This window comes from Hydrogenophaga sp. GW101-3F08 (genome assembly GCF_059424585.1).
This window is the reverse complement of the sequence record NZ_JBWKZP010000002.1, coordinates 290,260-307,007: the sequence shown is the minus strand read 5'-3', so window position 1 is coordinate 307,007 and position 16,748 is coordinate 290,260. Positions and strand designations below refer to the sequence as shown.

At 65.0% G+C, this 16,748-nt stretch carries 16 protein-coding genes and 1 tRNA gene; all 17 read right to left on the bottom strand.

From position 1 onward, the window contains the following. Positions 1 to 32: 32 nt before the first annotated feature. Positions 33 to 557, bottom strand: a complete 525-nt coding sequence (gene nuoI, locus AC07YZ_RS07110) for an NADH-quinone oxidoreductase subunit NuoI (RefSeq protein WP_226493861.1) — start codon at positions 555 to 557, stop codon at positions 33 to 35. A 15-nt stretch (positions 558 to 572) separates the two neighbouring features. Further along, the gene (gene nuoH, locus AC07YZ_RS07105) at positions 573 to 1,655 is read right to left on the bottom strand and encodes an NADH-quinone oxidoreductase subunit NuoH (RefSeq protein ID WP_494794245.1); all 1,083 of its coding nucleotides are present in this window, start codon (positions 1,653 to 1,655) and stop codon (positions 573 to 575) included. Next, positions 1,652 to 3,802, bottom strand: coding sequence for an NADH-quinone oxidoreductase subunit NuoG (gene nuoG / locus AC07YZ_RS07100; RefSeq protein WP_494794244.1), 2,151 nt, complete (start codon positions 3,800 to 3,802; stop codon positions 1,652 to 1,654). Before nuoG ends, nuoH begins: the two co-directional genes overlap by 4 nt. Before the next feature lie 14 nt (positions 3,803 to 3,816). Further along, positions 3,817 to 5,178 carry an NADH-quinone oxidoreductase subunit NuoF gene (gene nuoF, locus AC07YZ_RS07095; protein WP_226493864.1) on the bottom strand — a complete coding sequence of 454 codons (1,362 nt, stop codon included), beginning with the start codon at positions 5,176 to 5,178 and terminating at the stop codon, positions 3,817 to 3,819. After that, positions 5,175 to 5,699, bottom strand: coding sequence for an NADH-quinone oxidoreductase subunit NuoE (gene nuoE / locus AC07YZ_RS07090; protein ID WP_226493865.1), 525 nt, complete (start codon positions 5,697 to 5,699; stop codon positions 5,175 to 5,177). Before nuoE ends, nuoF begins: the two co-directional genes overlap by 4 nt. After that, positions 5,696 to 6,949, bottom strand: a complete 1,254-nt coding sequence (locus AC07YZ_RS07085; RefSeq protein WP_226493866.1) for an NADH-quinone oxidoreductase subunit D — start codon at positions 6,947 to 6,949, stop codon at positions 5,696 to 5,698. The genes nuoE and AC07YZ_RS07085 overlap by 4 nt, the downstream gene beginning before the upstream one ends. Before the next feature lie 92 nt (positions 6,950 to 7,041). Further along, complete coding sequence (locus AC07YZ_RS07080; protein ID WP_226493867.1) at positions 7,042 to 7,662, bottom strand: NADH-quinone oxidoreductase subunit C; 621 nt, start codon at positions 7,660 to 7,662, stop codon at positions 7,042 to 7,044. Positions 7,663 to 7,702: 40 nt separating this feature from the next. Beyond that, positions 7,703 to 8,182 (bottom strand): NuoB/complex I 20 kDa subunit family protein, encoded by a 480-nt coding sequence (locus AC07YZ_RS07075; protein ID WP_068175390.1) that lies wholly within the window; start codon positions 8,180 to 8,182, stop codon positions 7,703 to 7,705. Between the two features lie 36 nt (positions 8,183 to 8,218). Next, positions 8,219 to 8,578 carry an NADH-quinone oxidoreductase subunit A gene (locus tag AC07YZ_RS07070; RefSeq protein WP_068175391.1) on the bottom strand — a complete coding sequence of 120 codons (360 nt, stop codon included), beginning with the start codon at positions 8,576 to 8,578 and terminating at the stop codon, positions 8,219 to 8,221. A 49-nt stretch (positions 8,579 to 8,627) separates the two neighbouring features. After that, a tRNA-Leu gene (locus AC07YZ_RS07065) sits at positions 8,628 to 8,712 on the bottom strand. Positions 8,713 to 8,883: 171 nt separating this feature from the next. Continuing rightward, positions 8,884 to 9,291, bottom strand: a complete 408-nt coding sequence (gene secG, locus AC07YZ_RS07060) for a preprotein translocase subunit SecG (protein ID WP_226493868.1) — start codon at positions 9,289 to 9,291, stop codon at positions 8,884 to 8,886. Positions 9,292 to 9,327: 36 nt separating this feature from the next. After that, positions 9,328 to 10,074 carry a triose-phosphate isomerase gene (tpiA, locus tag AC07YZ_RS07055; RefSeq protein WP_226493869.1) on the bottom strand — a complete coding sequence of 249 codons (747 nt, stop codon included), beginning with the start codon at positions 10,072 to 10,074 and terminating at the stop codon, positions 9,328 to 9,330. 32 nt (positions 10,075 to 10,106) lie between these two features. Beyond that, positions 10,107 to 11,096, bottom strand: a complete 990-nt coding sequence (locus AC07YZ_RS07050; protein WP_494794243.1) for an NAD(P)H-quinone oxidoreductase — start codon at positions 11,094 to 11,096, stop codon at positions 10,107 to 10,109. Positions 11,097 to 11,115: 19 nt separating this feature from the next. After that, positions 11,116 to 13,251 (bottom strand): polyribonucleotide nucleotidyltransferase, encoded by a 2,136-nt coding sequence (pnp, locus tag AC07YZ_RS07045; protein ID WP_494794242.1) that lies wholly within the window; start codon positions 13,249 to 13,251, stop codon positions 11,116 to 11,118. A 265-nt stretch (positions 13,252 to 13,516) separates the two neighbouring features. Further along, a complete protein-coding gene (gene rpsO, locus AC07YZ_RS07040) occupies positions 13,517 to 13,783 on the bottom strand; it encodes a 30S ribosomal protein S15 (RefSeq protein WP_068175401.1) in 267 nt (88 codons plus the stop codon). A gap of 209 nt (positions 13,784 to 13,992) precedes the next feature. Continuing rightward, complete coding sequence (locus AC07YZ_RS07035; protein WP_494794241.1) at positions 13,993 to 15,252, bottom strand: pyridoxal phosphate-dependent aminotransferase; 1,260 nt, start codon at positions 15,250 to 15,252, stop codon at positions 13,993 to 13,995. Positions 15,253 to 15,407: 155 nt separating this feature from the next. After that, positions 15,408 to 16,700 carry a branched-chain amino acid ABC transporter substrate-binding protein gene (locus AC07YZ_RS07030; RefSeq protein WP_494794240.1) on the bottom strand — a complete coding sequence of 431 codons (1,293 nt, stop codon included), beginning with the start codon at positions 16,698 to 16,700 and terminating at the stop codon, positions 15,408 to 15,410. Between the last annotated feature and the right edge of the window lie 48 nt (positions 16,701 to 16,748).

Genomic DNA, 16,748 nt, shown 5'->3' with positions numbered 1-16,748 from the left:
GAATGGTTCTTCGGTCGAGGGGCAACCCAGGTTCAGCGGTAGGGCGCATCGGCCGCCTTGGCCGCGGCGATCTCGGTTTCGTAGCGATCGCCCACGGCCAGCAGCATCTCTTTGGTGAAATAGAGATCGCCGCGCTTTTCACCGTGGTATTCGAGGATGTGGGTCTCGACGATCGCGTCCACCGGGCAAGCCTCTTCGCAGAAACCGCAGAAGATGCACTTGGTCAGGTCGATGTCGTAGCGGGTTGTGCGGCGGGTGCCGTCTTCGCGTTCACCGGCCTCGATGGTGATGGCCAGGGCCGGACACACCGCCTCGCACAGCTTGCAGGCGATGCAGCGCTCTTCGCCGTTCTCATACCGGCGCTGCGCATGCAGGCCGCGAAAACGCGGCGACAGCGGGGTCTTTTCTTCCGGAAACTGCACCGTCACCTTGCGGCGCAGCGCGTAGCGTCCGGTCAGGGCCAGGCCCTTGAACAGCTCGACCAGCAGGAAACTCTTGAAGAAATCGCGCAGGGAAAACGGCGCGACAACGGCCGTGGTGGCAGAGGTGGTAGACATGGTGGTTCGCCCTGCTTATTTCCAGATGTTCCACGGCGTCTGCATCAGACCGCCCACGAGGAGCAGCCAGATCAGCGTCACGGGAATGAAAATCTTCCAGCCCAGACGCATGATCTGGTCGTAGCGGAAGCGCGGGAAGGTGGCCCGGATCCAGATGAACATGGACACGACCAGGAAGGTCTTGAGGCCCAGCCAGATCCAGCCGGGAATCCAGTTGAAGAGCGCGCTGTCGATCGGGGGCAGCCAGCCCCCCAGGAACATCAGCACGCCCAGGATAGACACCAGCCACATGCTGGCGTATTCGGCCAGGAAGAAGATGGCGAAACCCATGCCCGAGTACTCGACCATGTGGCCGGCCACGATCTCGGCTTCGCCTTCGACCACGTCGAAGGGGTGGCGGTTGGTTTCGGCCACGCCCGAGATCAGGTAGACGAAGAAGATCGGCAGCAAAGGCAACCAGTTCCAGGACAGGAAGTTCAGCCCCATGCCGGCGGCCATGCCGCGGCTTTGCGAAGCCACGATCTCGCCCAGGTGCAAGCTGCCGGCGGTCATGATGACCACCAGGAAACAGAAACCGATGGCGATTTCGTAGCTCACCATCTGGGCCGAGGCGCGCAGCGCGCCCAGAAAGGCGTACTTGGAGTTCGACGCCCAGCCGGCAATGATCACGCCATAGACCTCGATCGAGGTGATGGCCAGAATCACCAGCAGGCCGGCGTTCACGTTGGCCAACACCGTATCCGGTCCGAAGGGCACCGCCACCCACGCGGCCAGCGCCGGCATGATGGCCATGATCGGACCCAGGCGGAACAGCCCGCTGGCGGCGGCGCTGGGGCTGATGATTTCCTTGGTCAGCAACTTGATCGCATCGGCGATCGGTTGCAGCAGACCGAACGGGCCGACCCGGTTGGGGCCCAGGCGCACCTGCATGAAACCCAGCAGCTTGCGCTCCCACAGCGTGAGGTAGGCGACCGCGCCCATCAAGGGCGCCAGCACCACCACGATCTTGATCAGGATCCAGAGCACCGGCCAGGCCGCCGTGCTCCACCACGGCGCGGCGATCAGGCCCATGCCACCGTTGTACATCGCGTCGATCATGCACTTGCTCCTTCGACCTGGGTGTTGCCCGTCCGTGCATCGTTCGTGAGTTGCAGCGAGGTGGCACGACGCACCAGCGAATCGAGCTGGTAGATCGAGGCCACGCAGGGCCGGGACTGGGCGGGTCCGAGGTCGGCAGCGGCCGGGCCAACGCCCGCGTCGGCATTCGACAAACGGGCAGTGGCCACCAACGCCCCGGAAGCCACACCGGGCAGCACCGAAGCCAGCACCGCCTGCGAGGAGTCGGCATCGAAACCCGACAGGCCCAGCAGATTGCCCAGCACGCGCAACACTTTCCAGGCCGGGCGCGTATCGCCCAGCGGACGCACGACGGCATGGAAACTCTGCAGCCGGCCTTCGGCGTTGACGAAGGAACCCGAGGTCTCGGTGAACGGCGCGATGGGCAGCAGCACATCGCTCAGGTCCAGGTTGGCCTTGAACGGACTGAGCGTGACAACCATGCCGCCACACGAACGCAGCCCCTGGGCGCCGACCGCGCTGTCGAACGCCGGCTCGGTGTTGAGCAACAGCGTGGCCTTGAGCGCACCACCCAGCATCTGGCCCGCATGCAGACCACCCTGCCCCGGCACCGCACGCGCCAGCTGGGCACCCACGGTATTCGCGGCCTCGGTGAGGTAGCCGACCGTCGCACCGGTTTGCTGAGCGATCCAGTTGGCCAGGGAGAGCAGGCTGGAAGCCTTCTCGTGGTGGGCCGCGGCGTTGCCCAGCAGGATGGCTTTCTGTTCACCACCCAACAAGGACCGGGCCACGGCGCGGGTCGTGTCATTGACTTCGCCCGCGATGGGCGTCTGCACACCGGTTTCGGCGGCCACGGCGGCGGCGATGCCCGCGAGCGCCATCACCCAATGATCGCTATCAACCGTCACGGCGTTCGCGATCGGCATCGCCCAGTCCTGCGCCTGGTCGTTGACCACGTTCACCTGGGCGCCTTTGCGGGCGGCCTGGCGAATGCGCTGCGCGAACAGCGGATGGTCTTTGCGCAGGTTGGAGCCGACGACCAGCACGCGCTGGAGCGAGGACAGCGCGGCGATGGGCATGCCCAACCAGCGAGCCGACCCGGCGGCGGCGGTATTGCCGAAGTCCGTCTGGCGCAAGCGGCTGTCGATGTTTTCACTGCCCAGGCCACGCACCAGGGCACCGGCCAGCGCCAGTTCTTCCAGCGTGCTGTGGGGGCTCGCGAGCAGGCCGATGGCGCCAGCGCCGTGTTCGGCCTTGAGCTGCTTGAGGCCGTTGGCCACGTATTCGAGCGCGGTCTGCCAGTCCACCGTCTTCCACTCGCCGCCCTGTTTGATCATGGGCGCGGTCAGACGGTCTTCGCTGTTGACGGCTTCGTAGGAGAAACGGTCACGGTCGGCGATCCAGCACTCGTTGACGGCATCGTTCTCGAACGGCACGACACGCATCACCTTGTGGTTCTTCACCTGGACGATCAGGTTGGCCCCGGTGCCATCGTGCGGACTCACGCTCTTGCGGCGCGAGAGTTCCCAAGTGCGGGCGCTGTAGCGGAAAGGCTTGCTGGTGATCGCACCCACGGGGCAGATGTCGATCATGTTGCCCGACAGCTCGGAATCCACCGTGCTGCCGACGAAGGTCTCGATTTCGGCATGCTCACCGCGGTGCGACATGCCCAGCTCCATCACACCTGCAATCTCCTGGCCGAAGCGCACACAGCGGGTGCAGTGGATGCAGCGGCTCATCTCCTCCATGGAAATCAGCGGCCCCACCTCCTTGTGGAACACCACGCGTTTTTCTTCTTCGTAGCGCGAACCCGAACCGCCATAGCCCACCGCCAGATCCTGCAACTGACACTCACCGCCCTGATCGCAGATCGGGCAGTCCAGCGGGTGGTTGATGAGCAGGAATTCCATCACCGACTGCTGGGCCTTGATGGCCTTGTCGCTCTTGGTGCGGACGATCATGCCCTGCGTGACCGGCGTGGCGCACGCGGGCATGGGCTTGGGCGCCTTCTCCACGTCCACCAGACACATGCGGCAGTTGGCCGCGATGGAGAGCTTCTTGTGGTAGCAGAAATGCGGAATGTAAGTGCCCGCCTTTTCGGCGGCATGCATGACCATGCTGCCCGGTGGCACTGCGACCTTCTGGCCGTCGAGTTCGATTTCAACCATGGTGTGTCCCGCTATCAGACCGTGGCCGGGGCCGACTGCGAAGCAGCGGCATCGGCTTTGATCATGGCCTCGAACTCGGGCCGGAAATGTTTGATCATGGCGCGCACCGGCATGGCGGCCGCGTCGCCCAGGGCGCAGATGGTGCGGCCCATGATGTTCTCGGCCACGTTGTCCAGCAACGCCATGTCGGCCGGCCGGCCTTCGCCGCGGTGGATGCGGTCCACCAGGCGCCAGAGCCAGCCCGTGCCTTCGCGGCAGGGTGTGCACTGACCGCAGCTCTCGTGCATGTAGAAGTAGGACAAGCGCTTGAGCGATTCGACCATGCAACGCGAGTCGTCCATCACGATCACGGCGCCCGAGCCGAGCATGGAGCCGGCCTTGGCAATGGAGTCGTAGTCCATCGTGCATTCCATGATGATGGATGCGGGCAGCACGGGCGACGACGAGCCACCGGGGATCACGGCCTTGAGCTGGCGACCGGTGCGCACACCGCCAGCGAGCTCCAGCAGCGTGGCAAACGGCGTGCCCATGGGAACTTCATAGTTGCCCGGGCGCTCCACGTCACCACTGACCGAATAGATCTTGGTACCGCCGTTGTTGGGTTTGCCGCATTCGAGGTAGGCCTGGCCGCCGTTGCGGATGATCCAGGGCACGGCCGCGAAGGTCTCGGTGTTGTTGATGGTGGTGGGCTTGCCGTACAGACCGAAGCTGGCCGGGAACGGCGGTTTGAAGCGCGGCTGGCCCTTCTTGCCTTCCAACGATTCGAGCAGCGCGGTCTCTTCACCGCAGATGTAGGCGCCGAACCCGTGGAACGCGTGCAACTGGAAACTGAAGTTGCTGCCCAGAATCTTGTCACCCAGGAAGCCCGCAGCGCGCGCTTCTTCCAGAGCGGCCTCGAAGCGGTCGTAGACCTCGAAGATCTCGCCGTGGATGTAGTTGTAGCCCACGCTGATGCCCATGGCATACGCCGCGATGGCCATGCCCTCGATGACGATGTGCGGGTTGAACATCAGGATGTCGCGGTCCTTGCAGGTCCCCGGCTCGCCTTCGTCCGAATTGCACACAAGGTACTTCTGACCTGGGAACTGACGCGGCATGAAGCTCCACTTCAGACCGGTCGGGAAACCCGCACCACCGCGTCCACGCAGCGCGGACTCTTTCACGGTGGCGATCACCTGATCCTGCGTGAGGCCTTCGGCGCCGTCCTGGCCCAGCACCTTGCGCAGGGCCTGGTAGCCGCCACGCGCCACGTAGTCCTGCAGCGACCAGTTGTTGCCGTTGAGCCCGGCATAGATCTGCGGATTGATGTGGCGGTCGTGGAAACAGGTCTGCACGCCGGTGGCGCGGAACTGCGAAATCACCTGTTCTGCATTCATGCCTTGGCCTCCGCGGCCTTCAGACCGTCGATCAGCTGGTCGAGTTTCTCGTTGCTCATGAAGCTGCACATGTGGCGGTCGTTGACCAGCATCACCGGCGAGTCGGCGCACGCGCCCAGGCATTCGCTCTGCTGCAGGGTGAACAGGCCGTCGACCGTGGTTTCGCCCATGGCGATGCCCAGCTTGTGCTCCAGATGGGCCAGCGCCTTGTTGCCGTCGCGCAGTTGGCACGGCAGGTTGGTGCAGACGTTGAGCTTGTACTTGCCCACCGGCCGCTGGTTGTACATGTTGTAGAAGGTCGTGACCTCGTGCACCGCCATAGGCGCCATGTCGAGGTAGGCGGCGATCGCCTTTTCAGCGGCCAGGCTCACGTGGCCCTGCTCCTGCTGCACGATGGCCAGACAGGCCATGACGGCCGACTGCTTCTGGTCCGCGGGGTACTTGGCCACTTCGCGCGCAAAGCGCTGCAGCGTGGCGTCGGCGAGCGTCGCGGCGCTCACGGCTTGGGTCTCAGAGATCATCGGTCAATCTCTCCAAAAACGATGTCCATGGTGCCGATGATGGCGACCGCGTCGGCCAGCATGTGACCTTTGGCCATCTCGTCCATGGTGGACAGGTGGGCAAAACCGGGGGCGCGGATCTTCAGGCGGTACGGCTTGTTGGCGCCGTCGCTCACGAGGTAGATACCGAACTCGCCCTTGGGATGTTCGACGGCCGCATAAGCCTCGCCTTCAGGCACGTGAAAACCTTCGGTAAACAGCTTGAAGTGGTGGATCAGCTCTTCCATGCTCGACTTCATCGCTTCGCGAGAAGGCGGCGCCACCTTGTGGTTGTCGGTGATGACCGGACCCGGGTTCACGCGCAGCCAGTCCACACACTGCTTGATGATGCGGTTGGACTGCTTCATCTCTTCCATGCGGACGAGGTAGCGGTCGTAGGTATCACCGGTCTTGCCGACCGGGATGTCGAAGTCCATGCGGTCGTACACGTCGTACGGCTGCTTCTTGCGCAGGTCCCAGGCGATGCCGGAGCCGCGCAGCATGGGGCCGGTCATACCGAGGTTGAGCGCACGCTCTGGCGTCACCACACCGATGCCGACGGTGCGCTGTTTCCAGATGCGGTTGTCGGTCAGCAGCGTGTGGTATTCGGCCAGGTAGGTCGGGAAACGCTGCGTGAAGTCGTCGATGAAGTCGAGCAGCGAACCCTGGCGGTTCGTGTTGAGCTCGGCCATGGCCTTGGCATTGCGGATCTTGCTGTGCTTGTACTGCGGCATCGTGTCCGGCAAGTCGCGGTACACACCGCCCGGACGGAAGTAGGCCGCGTGCATGCGCGCGCCCGACACCGCTTCGTACATGTCGAACAGGTCTTCGCGCTCGCGGAACGCATAGATCAGGATGGTCGAGCTGCCGCAGTCATTGCCGTGCGAGCCCAGCCACATCAGGTGGTTGAGCAGACGGGTGATCTCGCTGAACATCACGCGGATGTACTGCGCGCGGATCGGCACTTCGATGCCCAGCAGCTTCTCGATCGCCAGGCAGTAAGCGTGCTCGTTGCACATCATCGAGACGTAGTCCAGCCGGTCCATGTAGGGCAGCGACTGGATGAAGGTCTTGTGTTCGGCCAGCTTTTCGGTGGCGCGGTGCAACAGGCCGATGTGCGGGTCGGCGCGCTGCACGACCTCACCATCGAGCTCCAACACCAGGCGCAACACGCCGTGCGCGGCCGGGTGCTGCGGACCGAAGTTCAGGGTGTAGTTCTTGATTTCAGCCATGACAGGGCTCCCGCCGGGCCGCCCCAAGGGCGCCCTGCGCCCCCATGGGGGGCAGCGAATACATGAAGTGATGAGCGTGGGGGCGGTTCATGTCAGTGAAGTCCGCCGTAGTTGTCTTCGCGAATCACACGCGGTGTGACCTCACGCGGCTCGATCGTGACCGGCTCGTAGACCACCCGCGCGCGCTCGGCGTCGTAGCGCATCTCGACGTGGCCCGACAGCGGGAAGTCCTTGCGGAAGGGGTGGCCGATGAATCCGTAGTCGGTCAGGATGCGCCGCAGGTCGTTGTGACCTTCAAACACGATGCCATAAAGATCGAAAGCCTCGCGCTCGTACCAGTTGGCCGAAGCCCAAAGTTCCGACACCGATGCCACGACGGGGAAATCGTCTTCGGGACAGAACACGCGAACCCGCACCCGATGGTTGAGGCTGACGGACAGCAGATGCACCACGACAGCGAAACGCGGCCCCTCCCAGCGGCCGTCGCCATAGGTGGAGTAGTCCATGCCACACAGATCGATCAGTTGCTCGAACCGGGTTTGCGGCGCGTCACGCAGCGTCTGCATCACCGCCTGGTAGTCGGCAGCGGCCACCACCAGCGTGACCTCACCGCGTTCAACGTCGATCGACTGCGCCCGCTCGCCCAGCAAAGCGGTCAGTGAAGCCTGGATGGCCTCGGGGCTGGTTGTGTAGGTCGTGGCTGTCTCGCTCATGAACCGTCTTTCTGGACTTGAACCCGTGGACCGCAGCCGCTCAGGCACGCGCGATGGTGTTGGTGCGGCGGATCTTCTGCTGCAGCTGGATGATTCCGTACAACAGCGCTTCGGCCGTGGGCGGACAGCCCGGCACATAGACGTCAACCGGCACGATCCGGTCGCAACCGCGCACCACCGAGTAGCTGTAGTGGTAATAGCCACCGCCATTGGCGCACGACCCCATGGAGAGCACCCAGCGCGGCTCGGCCATCTGGTCGTAGACCTTGCGCAGCGCCGGCGCCATCTTGTTGCACAGGGTGCCGGCCACGATCATCAAGTCGGACTGGCGCGGACTGGCACGAAACACCTCGGCGCCGAAACGCCCCAGGTCGTAACGCGCGGTGGCCGCATGCATCATCTCCACCGCGCAACAGGCCAGACCGAAAGTCATGGGCCACAGCGATCCGGTCTTGGCCCAGTTCACCACCGAGTCATAACTCGTGGTGACAAAACCTTCCTTGAAAACGCCTTCAATCATGAGCTGCTCCGGTGATCCCGCACGTGTTGCTATTCATCATTCCCAATCCAGCGCACCTTTTTTCCACTCATAAGCAAAGCCTACGGTCAGAATGGCCAGGAAGACCACCCCCGCCAGAAAACCGGTGACGCCGATGTCGGAAAAGGCCACGGCCCAGGGGATGAGAAACGCGATTTCGAGATCGAACAGAATGAAGAGAATGGCCACCAGGTAGTAGCGCACATCGAACTTCATGCGGGCATCTTCGAAAGCCTCGAAGCCGCATTCGTAAGGAGAGTTCTTTTCCGCGTCCGGGCGGTTGGGGCCTAGGATGTAGCCCAGGACCTGGGGGATGATCCCGATAGCGATACCCACCAAAATGAACAAGAGCACGGGAAGGTATTGTTCGAGACTCATCTTGGGTAAGTTCCGCTGACATGGCTCACGGGCCATGTTGTCCAAAGATTGGTGCCGACGGCGAGACTCGAACTCGCACAGCTTTCGCCACTACCCCCTCAAGATAGCGTGTCTACCAATTTCACCACGTCGGCTGGGTCTGCATTGTCTGGCTCACGAGGGTCGGTGTGAGCCTTGCTGACAACCCATAGAGTTTACCCTGAATCCACCTTGATTTTCGGGGGTACACCATGGTTTTTCAAACCGTATCGGTAGAGTGGCGCGGCGGGAAAGCCGCCCTATACCACCGATCGATTTCGCAAGAATTACTTGCCTGGAATCTGCGCGGCGCCAGTGCCCGCGGGTTGCGCATCCGCAGCAGGAGCCGGGGCCGCCGGCTGACCCGGCTTGGAGTCGGGAATCTGGGCCGCGGCCGGCTGCTGCGCGGGCACGGCCGCCCCCTCCAGCACGCTGCCCGAACTCGGCGCCTCACGCAGGTTGCCGAAGTAGGCCAACCCCAGTGTGCAGGAGAGGAAGATGCCAGCCAGCACGGCCGTGCTGCGGGACAGGAAATTCGCCCCTCCGGAGGCGCCGAACAGGCTGGCCGAACCGGCGCCACCACCAAAGGCCGCGCCCGCATCGGCACCTTTGCCGTGCTGCATCAGGATCAGGCCGATCATGCCGAGCGCGGAAAGAACCTGCACCGCGAGGAGGATGGTCAACAAAACATTCATTTATTTCTCCGGAATGGTGGGAAACGTGTCCAGGGCTCAACGCGCCGCGGCCACGATCTGCAAAAAGTCCGCGGCCTTGAGCGACGCACCGCCGATCAGACCGCCATCGATGTCGGGCTGCGCCAGCAGGCTCGCCGCATTGGCCGCATTCATGCTGCCGCCGTAGAGGATGTGCACGCGCTCGGGGTGTTGCGTGGCCGCCGAAAGCTGGGCCCGCAGCACGGCGTGCACTTGCTGGGCCATCTCGGGCGTGGCGGTCTTGCCGGTGCCGATGGCCCACACGGGTTCGTAGGCCACCACGATTTCGCTGATGCAGTGGGCCACCGTGTGGATCACCGCCGCCAGCTGGCGCTTGACCACGAGCTCGGTCTGGCCCGCTTCACGCTCGTCCAGGGTTTCCCCCACACACACGATGGGCGTGACGCCGGCCGCCAGCGCGCGCTGCGCCTTCGCCGCCACCAGGGCATCGGTCTCGCCGTGGTACTGGCGGCGCTCGGAGTGGCCGACGATGGCATAGCGGCAACCGAAGTCCTTGAGCATGGCCACGCTCACCTCGCCGGTGTACGCGCCTTGCTCATGGGCCGAAACGTCTTGCGCCCCCCAGGCCACGGGGCTGCCTTGCAGCAACGACTGCAGCTGCGCCAGATAGGGTGCGGGGGCGCACAAGGCCATGTCGGCCGCAGGCTCAGAACCCTGCAGGCCGTCGAGCATGGCCTTGACCAAGGCTTCGTTGGCGGCCAGCGAGCCGTTCATCTTCCAGTTGCCAGCGATCAGTTTTTTCATGGGATTCACTCCAGCTTGACGACGCACACCGGTCACGCCCAGGTCAGGACGAGCTTGCCGATGTGGCGGTTGGATTCCATCAGTTCGTGGGCAGCCGCAGCGTCACCGGCGTCAAACACCCGGTAGATCACGGGCTTGATGCGACCACTGGCCAGCAACGGCCAGACGTGTTCGCGCAAGGCACTCGCGATCGCCGCTTTGAACGCCACCGGGCGCGGACGCAGGGTCGAGCCGGTGATGGTCAGCCGGCGCCGCAGCACCGTGCCAGCGTTGATCTCGGCTTTGACGCCACCCTGCACCGCGATGAAGACCAGCCGGCCATCCTCGGCCAGGCAGTCCAGCTCACGCGCCACGTAGCTGCCGGCCACCATGTCGAGCACCACGTTGACGCCGCGTCCTTCGGTGAAGTCGGCCACGGCGCGCACGAAGTCCTGCGTCTTGTAGTTGATGGCGTGGTCGGCCCCCAGCGCCAGACAGGCCGCGCACTTGTCGTCGCTGCCCGCGGTGGCGATCACGCGTGCGCCCAGGGCCTTGGCCATCTGGATGGCGGTCACGCCGATGCCGCTGGTGCCGCCTTGGATCAACAGGGTTTCACCGGCCTGCAAACGGGCGCGATCAAACACATTGCTCCAGACGGTGAAGAAGGTCTCGGGCAAGGAGGCCGCAGCCACATCGTCCAGACCTTCAGGGACCGGCAGGCACTGCGCCACCGGTGCCACGCAGTACTGGGCATAACCGCCGCCCGCCACCAGCGCACAGACGCGGTCGCCGACCCGGAATCCGGCCGCCGCCATGGCCGCGGCGTCGCCCGACTCGATCACGCCCGCCACTTCGAGGCCGGGAATGTCGGACGCACCGGGTGGCACGGGGTAGTTGCCGGTGCGTTGCAGCACGTCGGGCCGGTTGACCCCCGATGCAGCGACGCGGATGAGCAGCTCGCCCTCGCCCGCTTCGGGCATGGGACGATCGCACAGGCGCAGCACCTCGGGCGCGCCAAAGGCGCTGATTTCAACGGCTTTCATGACCAGACGTGCGCGCGACTCACTGTTGCTGTTGCTGTTGCTGCTGGGCCTGCTCGCCGCTGTTGCGGTCGATCAGCGCCTTCATGGACAGCTTGACGCGCCCCTTTTCGTCGGTCTCGAGCACCTTGACCTTGACGATCTGGCCTTCGCTCAGGTAGTCGGTCACTTTTTCCACGCGCTCGTGGGCGATCTGGCTGATGTGCAGCAGGCCGTCCTTGCCGGGCAGCAGGTTGATCAGGGCACCGAAGTCCAGGATCTTGGTGACCGGGCCTTCGTAGACCTTGCCGATTTCGACTTCGGCGGTGATCTGCTCGATGCGGCGCTTGGCTTCGTCGGCCTTGGCGCTGTCGGTCGACGCGATGGTGATGGTGCCGTCTTCGTCGATGTTGATCTGGGTGCCGGTCTCTTCGGTCAGCGCGCGGATCACGGCGCCGCCCTTGCCGATCACGTCACGGATCTTCTCGGGGTTGATCTTCATGGTGAAGAGCTTGGGCGCGAAGTTCGACACTTCGGTCTTGGCTTCGCCCATGGCTTCCTGCATCTTGCCCAGGATGTGCATGCGGGCTTCCTTGGCCTGGGCCAGTGCGACCTGCATGATTTCCTTGGTGATGCCCTGGATCTTGATGTCCATCTGCAGCGCCGAGATGCCGTTGGTGGTGCCAGCGACCTTGAAGTCCATGTCGCCCAGATGATCTTCGTCACCCAGGATGTCGGTCAGCACCGCAAAGCGGTTGCCTTCCTTGATCAGGCCCATGGCGATGCCGGCCACGTGGGCTTTCATGGGCACACCGGCGTCCATCAGCGCCAGGCAGCCGCCGCAGACCGAAGCCATCGACGAGGAGCCGTTGGACTCGGTGATTTCCGAGACCACACGCATGGTGTAGGGGAAGTCTTCCTTGCTCGGCAGCGCGGCGATCAGCGCGCGCTTGGCCAGGCGGCCGTGGCCAATTTCGCGGCGCTTGGGGGTGCCGAAACGCCCAGCTTCGCCGGTGGCGAAGGGAGGCATGTTGTAGTGCAGCATGAAGCGGTCTTCGAACTCGCCGGCCAGTGCGTCGATGCGCTGGGCGTCGCGGTCGGTGCCGAGCGTGGCCACCACCAGCGCCTGGGTTTCACCGCGGGTGAACAGGGCCGAGCCGTGGGTGCGGGGCAGCACGCCGTTGCGGATTTCGATGGCGCGCACGGTGCGCGTGTCGCGGCCGTCGATGCGGGGCTCGCCGGCCAGGATCTGGCCACGCACGATCTTGGCTTCGATCTCGAACAGCAGGGCTTCGATGGCCACGCTGTCGAAGGCCACGCCCTCTTCTTTCAGGGCCGCCACCACGTCGGCGTAGGCGGCGCGGCAGGCGTGGGTGCGGGCCTGCTTGTTGCGGATCTGGTAAGCGGTTTCGAGCTTGGCTTTGGCCAGGGCATCGATCTTGGCGATCAGCGCCTCGTCCTTGGCCGGCGGCTGCCAGTCCCAGGCCGGCTTGCCGGCGTCGCGCACCAGTTCGTTGATGGCGGCGATGGCGATGTTGCCCTGCTCGTGGCCGAACACCACGGCGCCGAGCATGATTTCTTCGCTCAGCTGCTGGGCTTCGGATTCCACCATCAGCACGGCGGCCTGCGTGCCGGCGACCACGAGGTCGAGCTGGCTGTCTTTCAACTGGGTCTGGCCCGGGTTGAGCACGTACTCGCCGTTGACGTAGCCCACGCGAGCGGCACCGATGGGGCCATTGAACGGAATGCCACTGACGGCCAGCGCGGCGCTGGTGGCGATCATGGCGGCGATGTCGGCCTGCACTTCGGGGTTCAGGCTGACCACGTGCACGATGACCTGGACTTCGTTGTAGAAGCCTTCGGGGAACAGCGGACGGATCGGGCGGTCGATCAGGCGGCAGGTCAGCGTTTCGAGTTCGCTGGGGCGGCCTTCGCGCTTGAAGAAGCTGCCGGGGATCTTGCCGGCCGCGTACGATTTTTCGGTGTAGTCCACCGTCAGGGGGAAGAAGTCCTGACCGGCCTTGGCTTCGGTCTTGGCGACCACGGTGGCGAGCACCACGGTGTCATCGATGTTGACCAGCACGGCGCCGGTGGCCTGGCGGGCGATTTCGCCGGTTTCCATGGTGACCGTGTGCGGGCCCCACTGGAAGGTCTTGGTGACTTTGTTGAAAAGGCTCATGGAGTTTCTCCTTTGCGTGGCCACCCGTTGAAAGTCGGGATGGCAAACCGTGCAGATGTACTGCACACAACCCGGAAAAACAACCCAGAACACGATGCCATTCCAGAGAGTCTGGTCGCCCGCCTCACGGCGACCAATCCCTTTGGAATGACACAGCTTCGCTCTGTTGCGGCTTTTCCGGAATCAAAAAACGGCATGCACAAACAAAAATCGCCCGAGCCAGCGAACCAACTCAGGCGTTTTGCGTGTCATGCCGGGTCCAAAATTACTTGCGCAGACCCAGTTTCGCGATCAGGGCGACGTAACGGTCGGCGTCCTTGGACTTCAGGTAGTCGAGCAGCTTGCGGCGGCGGCTCACCATGCGCAGCAGGCCACGGCGACCGTGGTGGTCCTTGGCATGGGTCTTGAAGTGGGGGGTCAGCTCGTTGATGCGGGCGGTCAGAATGGCGACCTGCACTTCGGGGCTGCCGGTGTCGTTGGCAGCGCGGGCATTGTCGGCAACAACAGCTGCCTTGATGGATTTTTCGATCATGTCGGATTCCTGGGGGTTACATGCGTCCCGCCGCAGCCTGCCGGCCTCTGAACGAAAGGTCCAGACCCGACCGCCGCAACGGGCGTGAATCGCCATCCAGAAGATGGCAACCGCGAATTATAGCCTACCGCACCTTCCCCGGCAGGGCCATGGCCATGGGCCCGTGTCTGCGGGAGCACCGCCCGGGAACCGTCGTCGAATGGCCGCCCTCAGGCGCGGGCGAGCCACTTCGCCAAGCGCTGCACGCCCTCTTCCAGGCGCCGCGGGTCGCGGCTGGCGAAGCACCAGCGCAACCAGCCGGCCGCCTCGGGGCCGAAGGCGCTGCCGGGTGCCAGCCCCAGGCCGGCTTCGCGCACCAGGCGCTTGGCGGTGTCCAGGCAGTCGTCGTGCCCCGCCAGGTGGAAAAAGGCGTACATGCCGCCCCGAGGCTCGGCCAGGGTGACGCCGGGCACGGCCTGCAGCAGCGGCACCAGGGTGTCGCGGCAGTGCTTCAGGTGTGCCACCAGCGCGGGTGTCACGTCCTGGTGGCGTTCGATGGCCACCACGGCCGCGCGCTGGGTGAAGACCGGGGCGCACGAGGTGTTGAACTCGATCAGCTTGCCCACGGCGTGGGTCAGCGACTTGGGCAGCACCAGCCAGCCCAGACGCCAGCCGGTCATGAGGAAGCTCTTGGAAAAACTGTGGGCGACGATGAGCCGGTCTTTGGGTTCGGACACATCGAGAAAGCTCGGCGCCGAAACGGTTCCCCCCTGCGCGGCTGCGCCGCTTCCCCCAGAGGACACCTCCGGCCTGGGGCGGCCCGGCGCCAGAACGTTGCCCGAGTCGCCAGCGAAATACAGGCGCTCGTACACCTCGTCGGCCAGGATCCAGGTGCCGGTGCGGCGGCAGTGCGCGAGGATGGCGGACTGCTCGTCGCGGGTGAGCGTCCAGCCGGTGGGGTTGTTGGGGGCGTTGACGATCAGCAGCCGCGTGGCCGGGGTGATGGCGGCGAGCAGGGCGTCCATGTCCAGCGTCCAGGCACCGGCGCGTTCGCCCTGCGCGATCACCTTGAGCGGCACGGTCTTCACCGTGGCGCCCATGATCTGCGGCTGCGCCACGAGGTTGGGCCAGGCCGGCGTGACCACCACCACCTCGTCGCCCGCCTCCACCAGCGCCTGCGAAGCCAGCATCAGCCCGTTGACGCCGCCCGAGGTGACGGCGACGCGGTCGAACCATTGGTCGGTGCTTTGCTGGGGATGCAGGCCATGGGTGTAGCCGGCAATGGCGTGGCGCAGCTCGGGCAGGCCGAGGTTGTGAGCGTAGAAGGTTTCGCCCGCCTGCAGCGAGGCGATGGCGGCCTCCCGGATGAAGGCCGGCGTGACCTCGTCGCTCTCGCCAAACCAGAACTTGAGCACACCCTCGCGCCCCAGGCCCTCGTTGGCCACCTCGCGAATGCGCGACTCTTCAAGACTCTCCACCACGGCTCGCATCGGGTATTTCCTTTTTCATATCGGTTGATCCACCGCGCCGGAGCGTGACCCGCGCCGCATGAAACGGCCCAGCCCAGGGCACCGCCGGGCCGGCTTTGCCGGACGGCCAGTGCCGCCCCCTGGGGGGGTCGCGCGAAGCGCGGCGGGGGGGCCCTCTACCGAACCATGTTACAGCTGTGGGGCTGCTCGGCTTGCTGGGGCGTCAGGTTGCGCACCACACGGAAGCCGTAGCCCGAACCTTCGACGTCGAATTTCACGCCCGGGGCGCCCTGGCGGTCCATCACCGCCACCGCCAGCGGCTGCTGGAACTGGTGATCGGCGGCGCGCATGTGGGCGCTCTGACCGGCGAGCTTGACCTCGGCCTTTTCCAGCTGCGCCGCCACGGCGGCCGCGTTGACCGAGCCCGCGCGTTCGATGGCCTGCGCCAGCGACTCGATCATGAGCTGCATGCGCATGTGCACATAGTCGTCGGCCGGGCTGGGAAAGCGCTGGCGGAACGACTGGTAGAACGCTTCGGATTCTTTCGTCGGTACGTTGGGGAACCAGTCGGCCACCGCCACCACCTTGCCGATGCCGGCATCGCCGATGGCCGCGGGTGCGCCCATGGCGTTGCCGTAGAAGGTGTAGAACGAGCCGTCAAAACCGGCCTCGCGGGCCGCCTTGACCAGCAGCGTCAGGTCGTTGCCCCAGTTGCCGGTCAGCACGGCCTGCGCGCCACTGGTCTTGATCTTGGCCGCGTAGGGCGCGAAGTCCTTCACGCGCGCCATCGGGTGCAGCTCGTCGCCCACGATCTTCACGTCCGGGCGTTTGGCGGCCAGTTGGCTGCGGGCTTCGCGCAGCACCGCCTGGCCAAAGCTGTAGTCCTGGCCGATCAGGTAGATGTTCTTCAGGTCCTTGTCATCGCGCAGCACGCTCATGAGCGCGCTCATGCGCATGTCGGCGTGGGCGTCGAAGCGGAAGTGCCAGTAGCTGCACTTCTGGTTGGTCAGCACCGGGTCCACCGCCGAGTAGTTCAGGAACAGCACCTGCTTTGTGGTGTCGCGTTCGTTGTGCTTGTTGATGGCGTCGATCAGGCCGGCGGCCGCGGCCGAAGAGTTGCCCTGGGTCACGATGGTGATGTCGCGGTCGATCGCCGAGCGCAGGGCCGACAGCGCCTCTTCGGTCTGGCCCTTGCTGTCGAAACGCTCGATGACGAGCGGGCGGTTGCCGCCGGGCAGCTTCACGCCGCCGCGGGCGTTGACGCGCTCGGTGGCCCACACCAGGTTGCGGTACACCGCTTCACCGGTGTTGGCGAACGGGCCCGAGAGGCCTTCGATCATGCCGATGCGCACGGGAGCGGCGCTGGCGGCGGGTGCGGCCGGGCTCTGGGCCCAGGCGCTCGTGACGCTGGCGGCGCCCAACAGCAGGGCCGCCAGGGCGCGGCGGCGCGGAAAATTCGGTCGGTTCATGGAATGCACTCCGTGGTTCAAAACCCGCCGGCAGGGCACCGGCGGCGT

Excerpts from the sequence above, each read along its gene's own strand:
- secG (WP_226493868.1), bottom strand. The coding sequence starts at position 9,291 with ATGAATGTTTTGTTGACCATCCTCCTCGCGGTGCAGGTTCTTTCCGCG.
- AC07YZ_RS07030 (WP_494794240.1), bottom strand. The coding sequence starts at position 16,700 with ATGAACCGACCGAATTTTCCGCGCCGCCGCGCCCTGGCGGCCCTGCTG.
- tpiA (WP_226493869.1), bottom strand. The coding sequence starts at position 10,074 with ATGAAAAAACTGATCGCTGGCAACTGGAAGATGAACGGCTCGCTGGCC.
- AC07YZ_RS07070 (WP_068175391.1), bottom strand. The coding sequence starts at position 8,578 with ATGAGTCTCGAACAATACCTTCCCGTGCTCTTGTTCATTTTGGTGGGT.
- nuoH (WP_494794245.1), bottom strand. The coding sequence starts at position 1,655 with ATGATCGACGCGATGTACAACGGTGGCATGGGCCTGATCGCCGCGCCG.
- nuoG (WP_494794244.1), bottom strand. The coding sequence starts at position 3,802 with ATGGTTGAAATCGAACTCGACGGCCAGAAGGTCGCAGTGCCACCGGGC.
- nuoF (WP_226493864.1), bottom strand. The coding sequence starts at position 5,178 with ATGAATGCAGAACAGGTGATTTCGCAGTTCCGCGCCACCGGCGTGCAG.
- nuoI (WP_226493861.1), bottom strand. The coding sequence starts at position 557 with ATGTCTACCACCTCTGCCACCACGGCCGTTGTCGCGCCGTTTTCCCTG.
- nuoE (WP_226493865.1), bottom strand. The coding sequence starts at position 5,699 with ATGATCTCTGAGACCCAAGCCGTGAGCGCCGCGACGCTCGCCGACGCC.
- pnp (WP_494794242.1), bottom strand. The coding sequence starts at position 13,251 with ATGAGCCTTTTCAACAAAGTCACCAAGACCTTCCAGTGGGGCCCGCAC.
- AC07YZ_RS07035 (WP_494794241.1), bottom strand. The coding sequence starts at position 15,252 with ATGCGAGCCGTGGTGGAGAGTCTTGAAGAGTCGCGCATTCGCGAGGTG.
- rpsO (WP_068175401.1), bottom strand. The coding sequence starts at position 13,783 with ATGATCGAAAAATCCATCAAGGCAGCTGTTGTTGCCGACAATGCCCGC.
- AC07YZ_RS07080 (WP_226493867.1), bottom strand. The coding sequence starts at position 7,662 with ATGAGCGAGACAGCCACGACCTACACAACCAGCCCCGAGGCCATCCAG.
- AC07YZ_RS07075 (WP_068175390.1), bottom strand. The coding sequence starts at position 8,182 with ATGATTGAAGGCGTTTTCAAGGAAGGTTTTGTCACCACGAGTTATGAC.
- AC07YZ_RS07050 (WP_494794243.1), bottom strand. The coding sequence starts at position 11,096 with ATGAAAGCCGTTGAAATCAGCGCCTTTGGCGCGCCCGAGGTGCTGCGC.
- AC07YZ_RS07085 (WP_226493866.1), bottom strand. The coding sequence starts at position 6,949 with ATGGCTGAAATCAAGAACTACACCCTGAACTTCGGTCCGCAGCACCCG.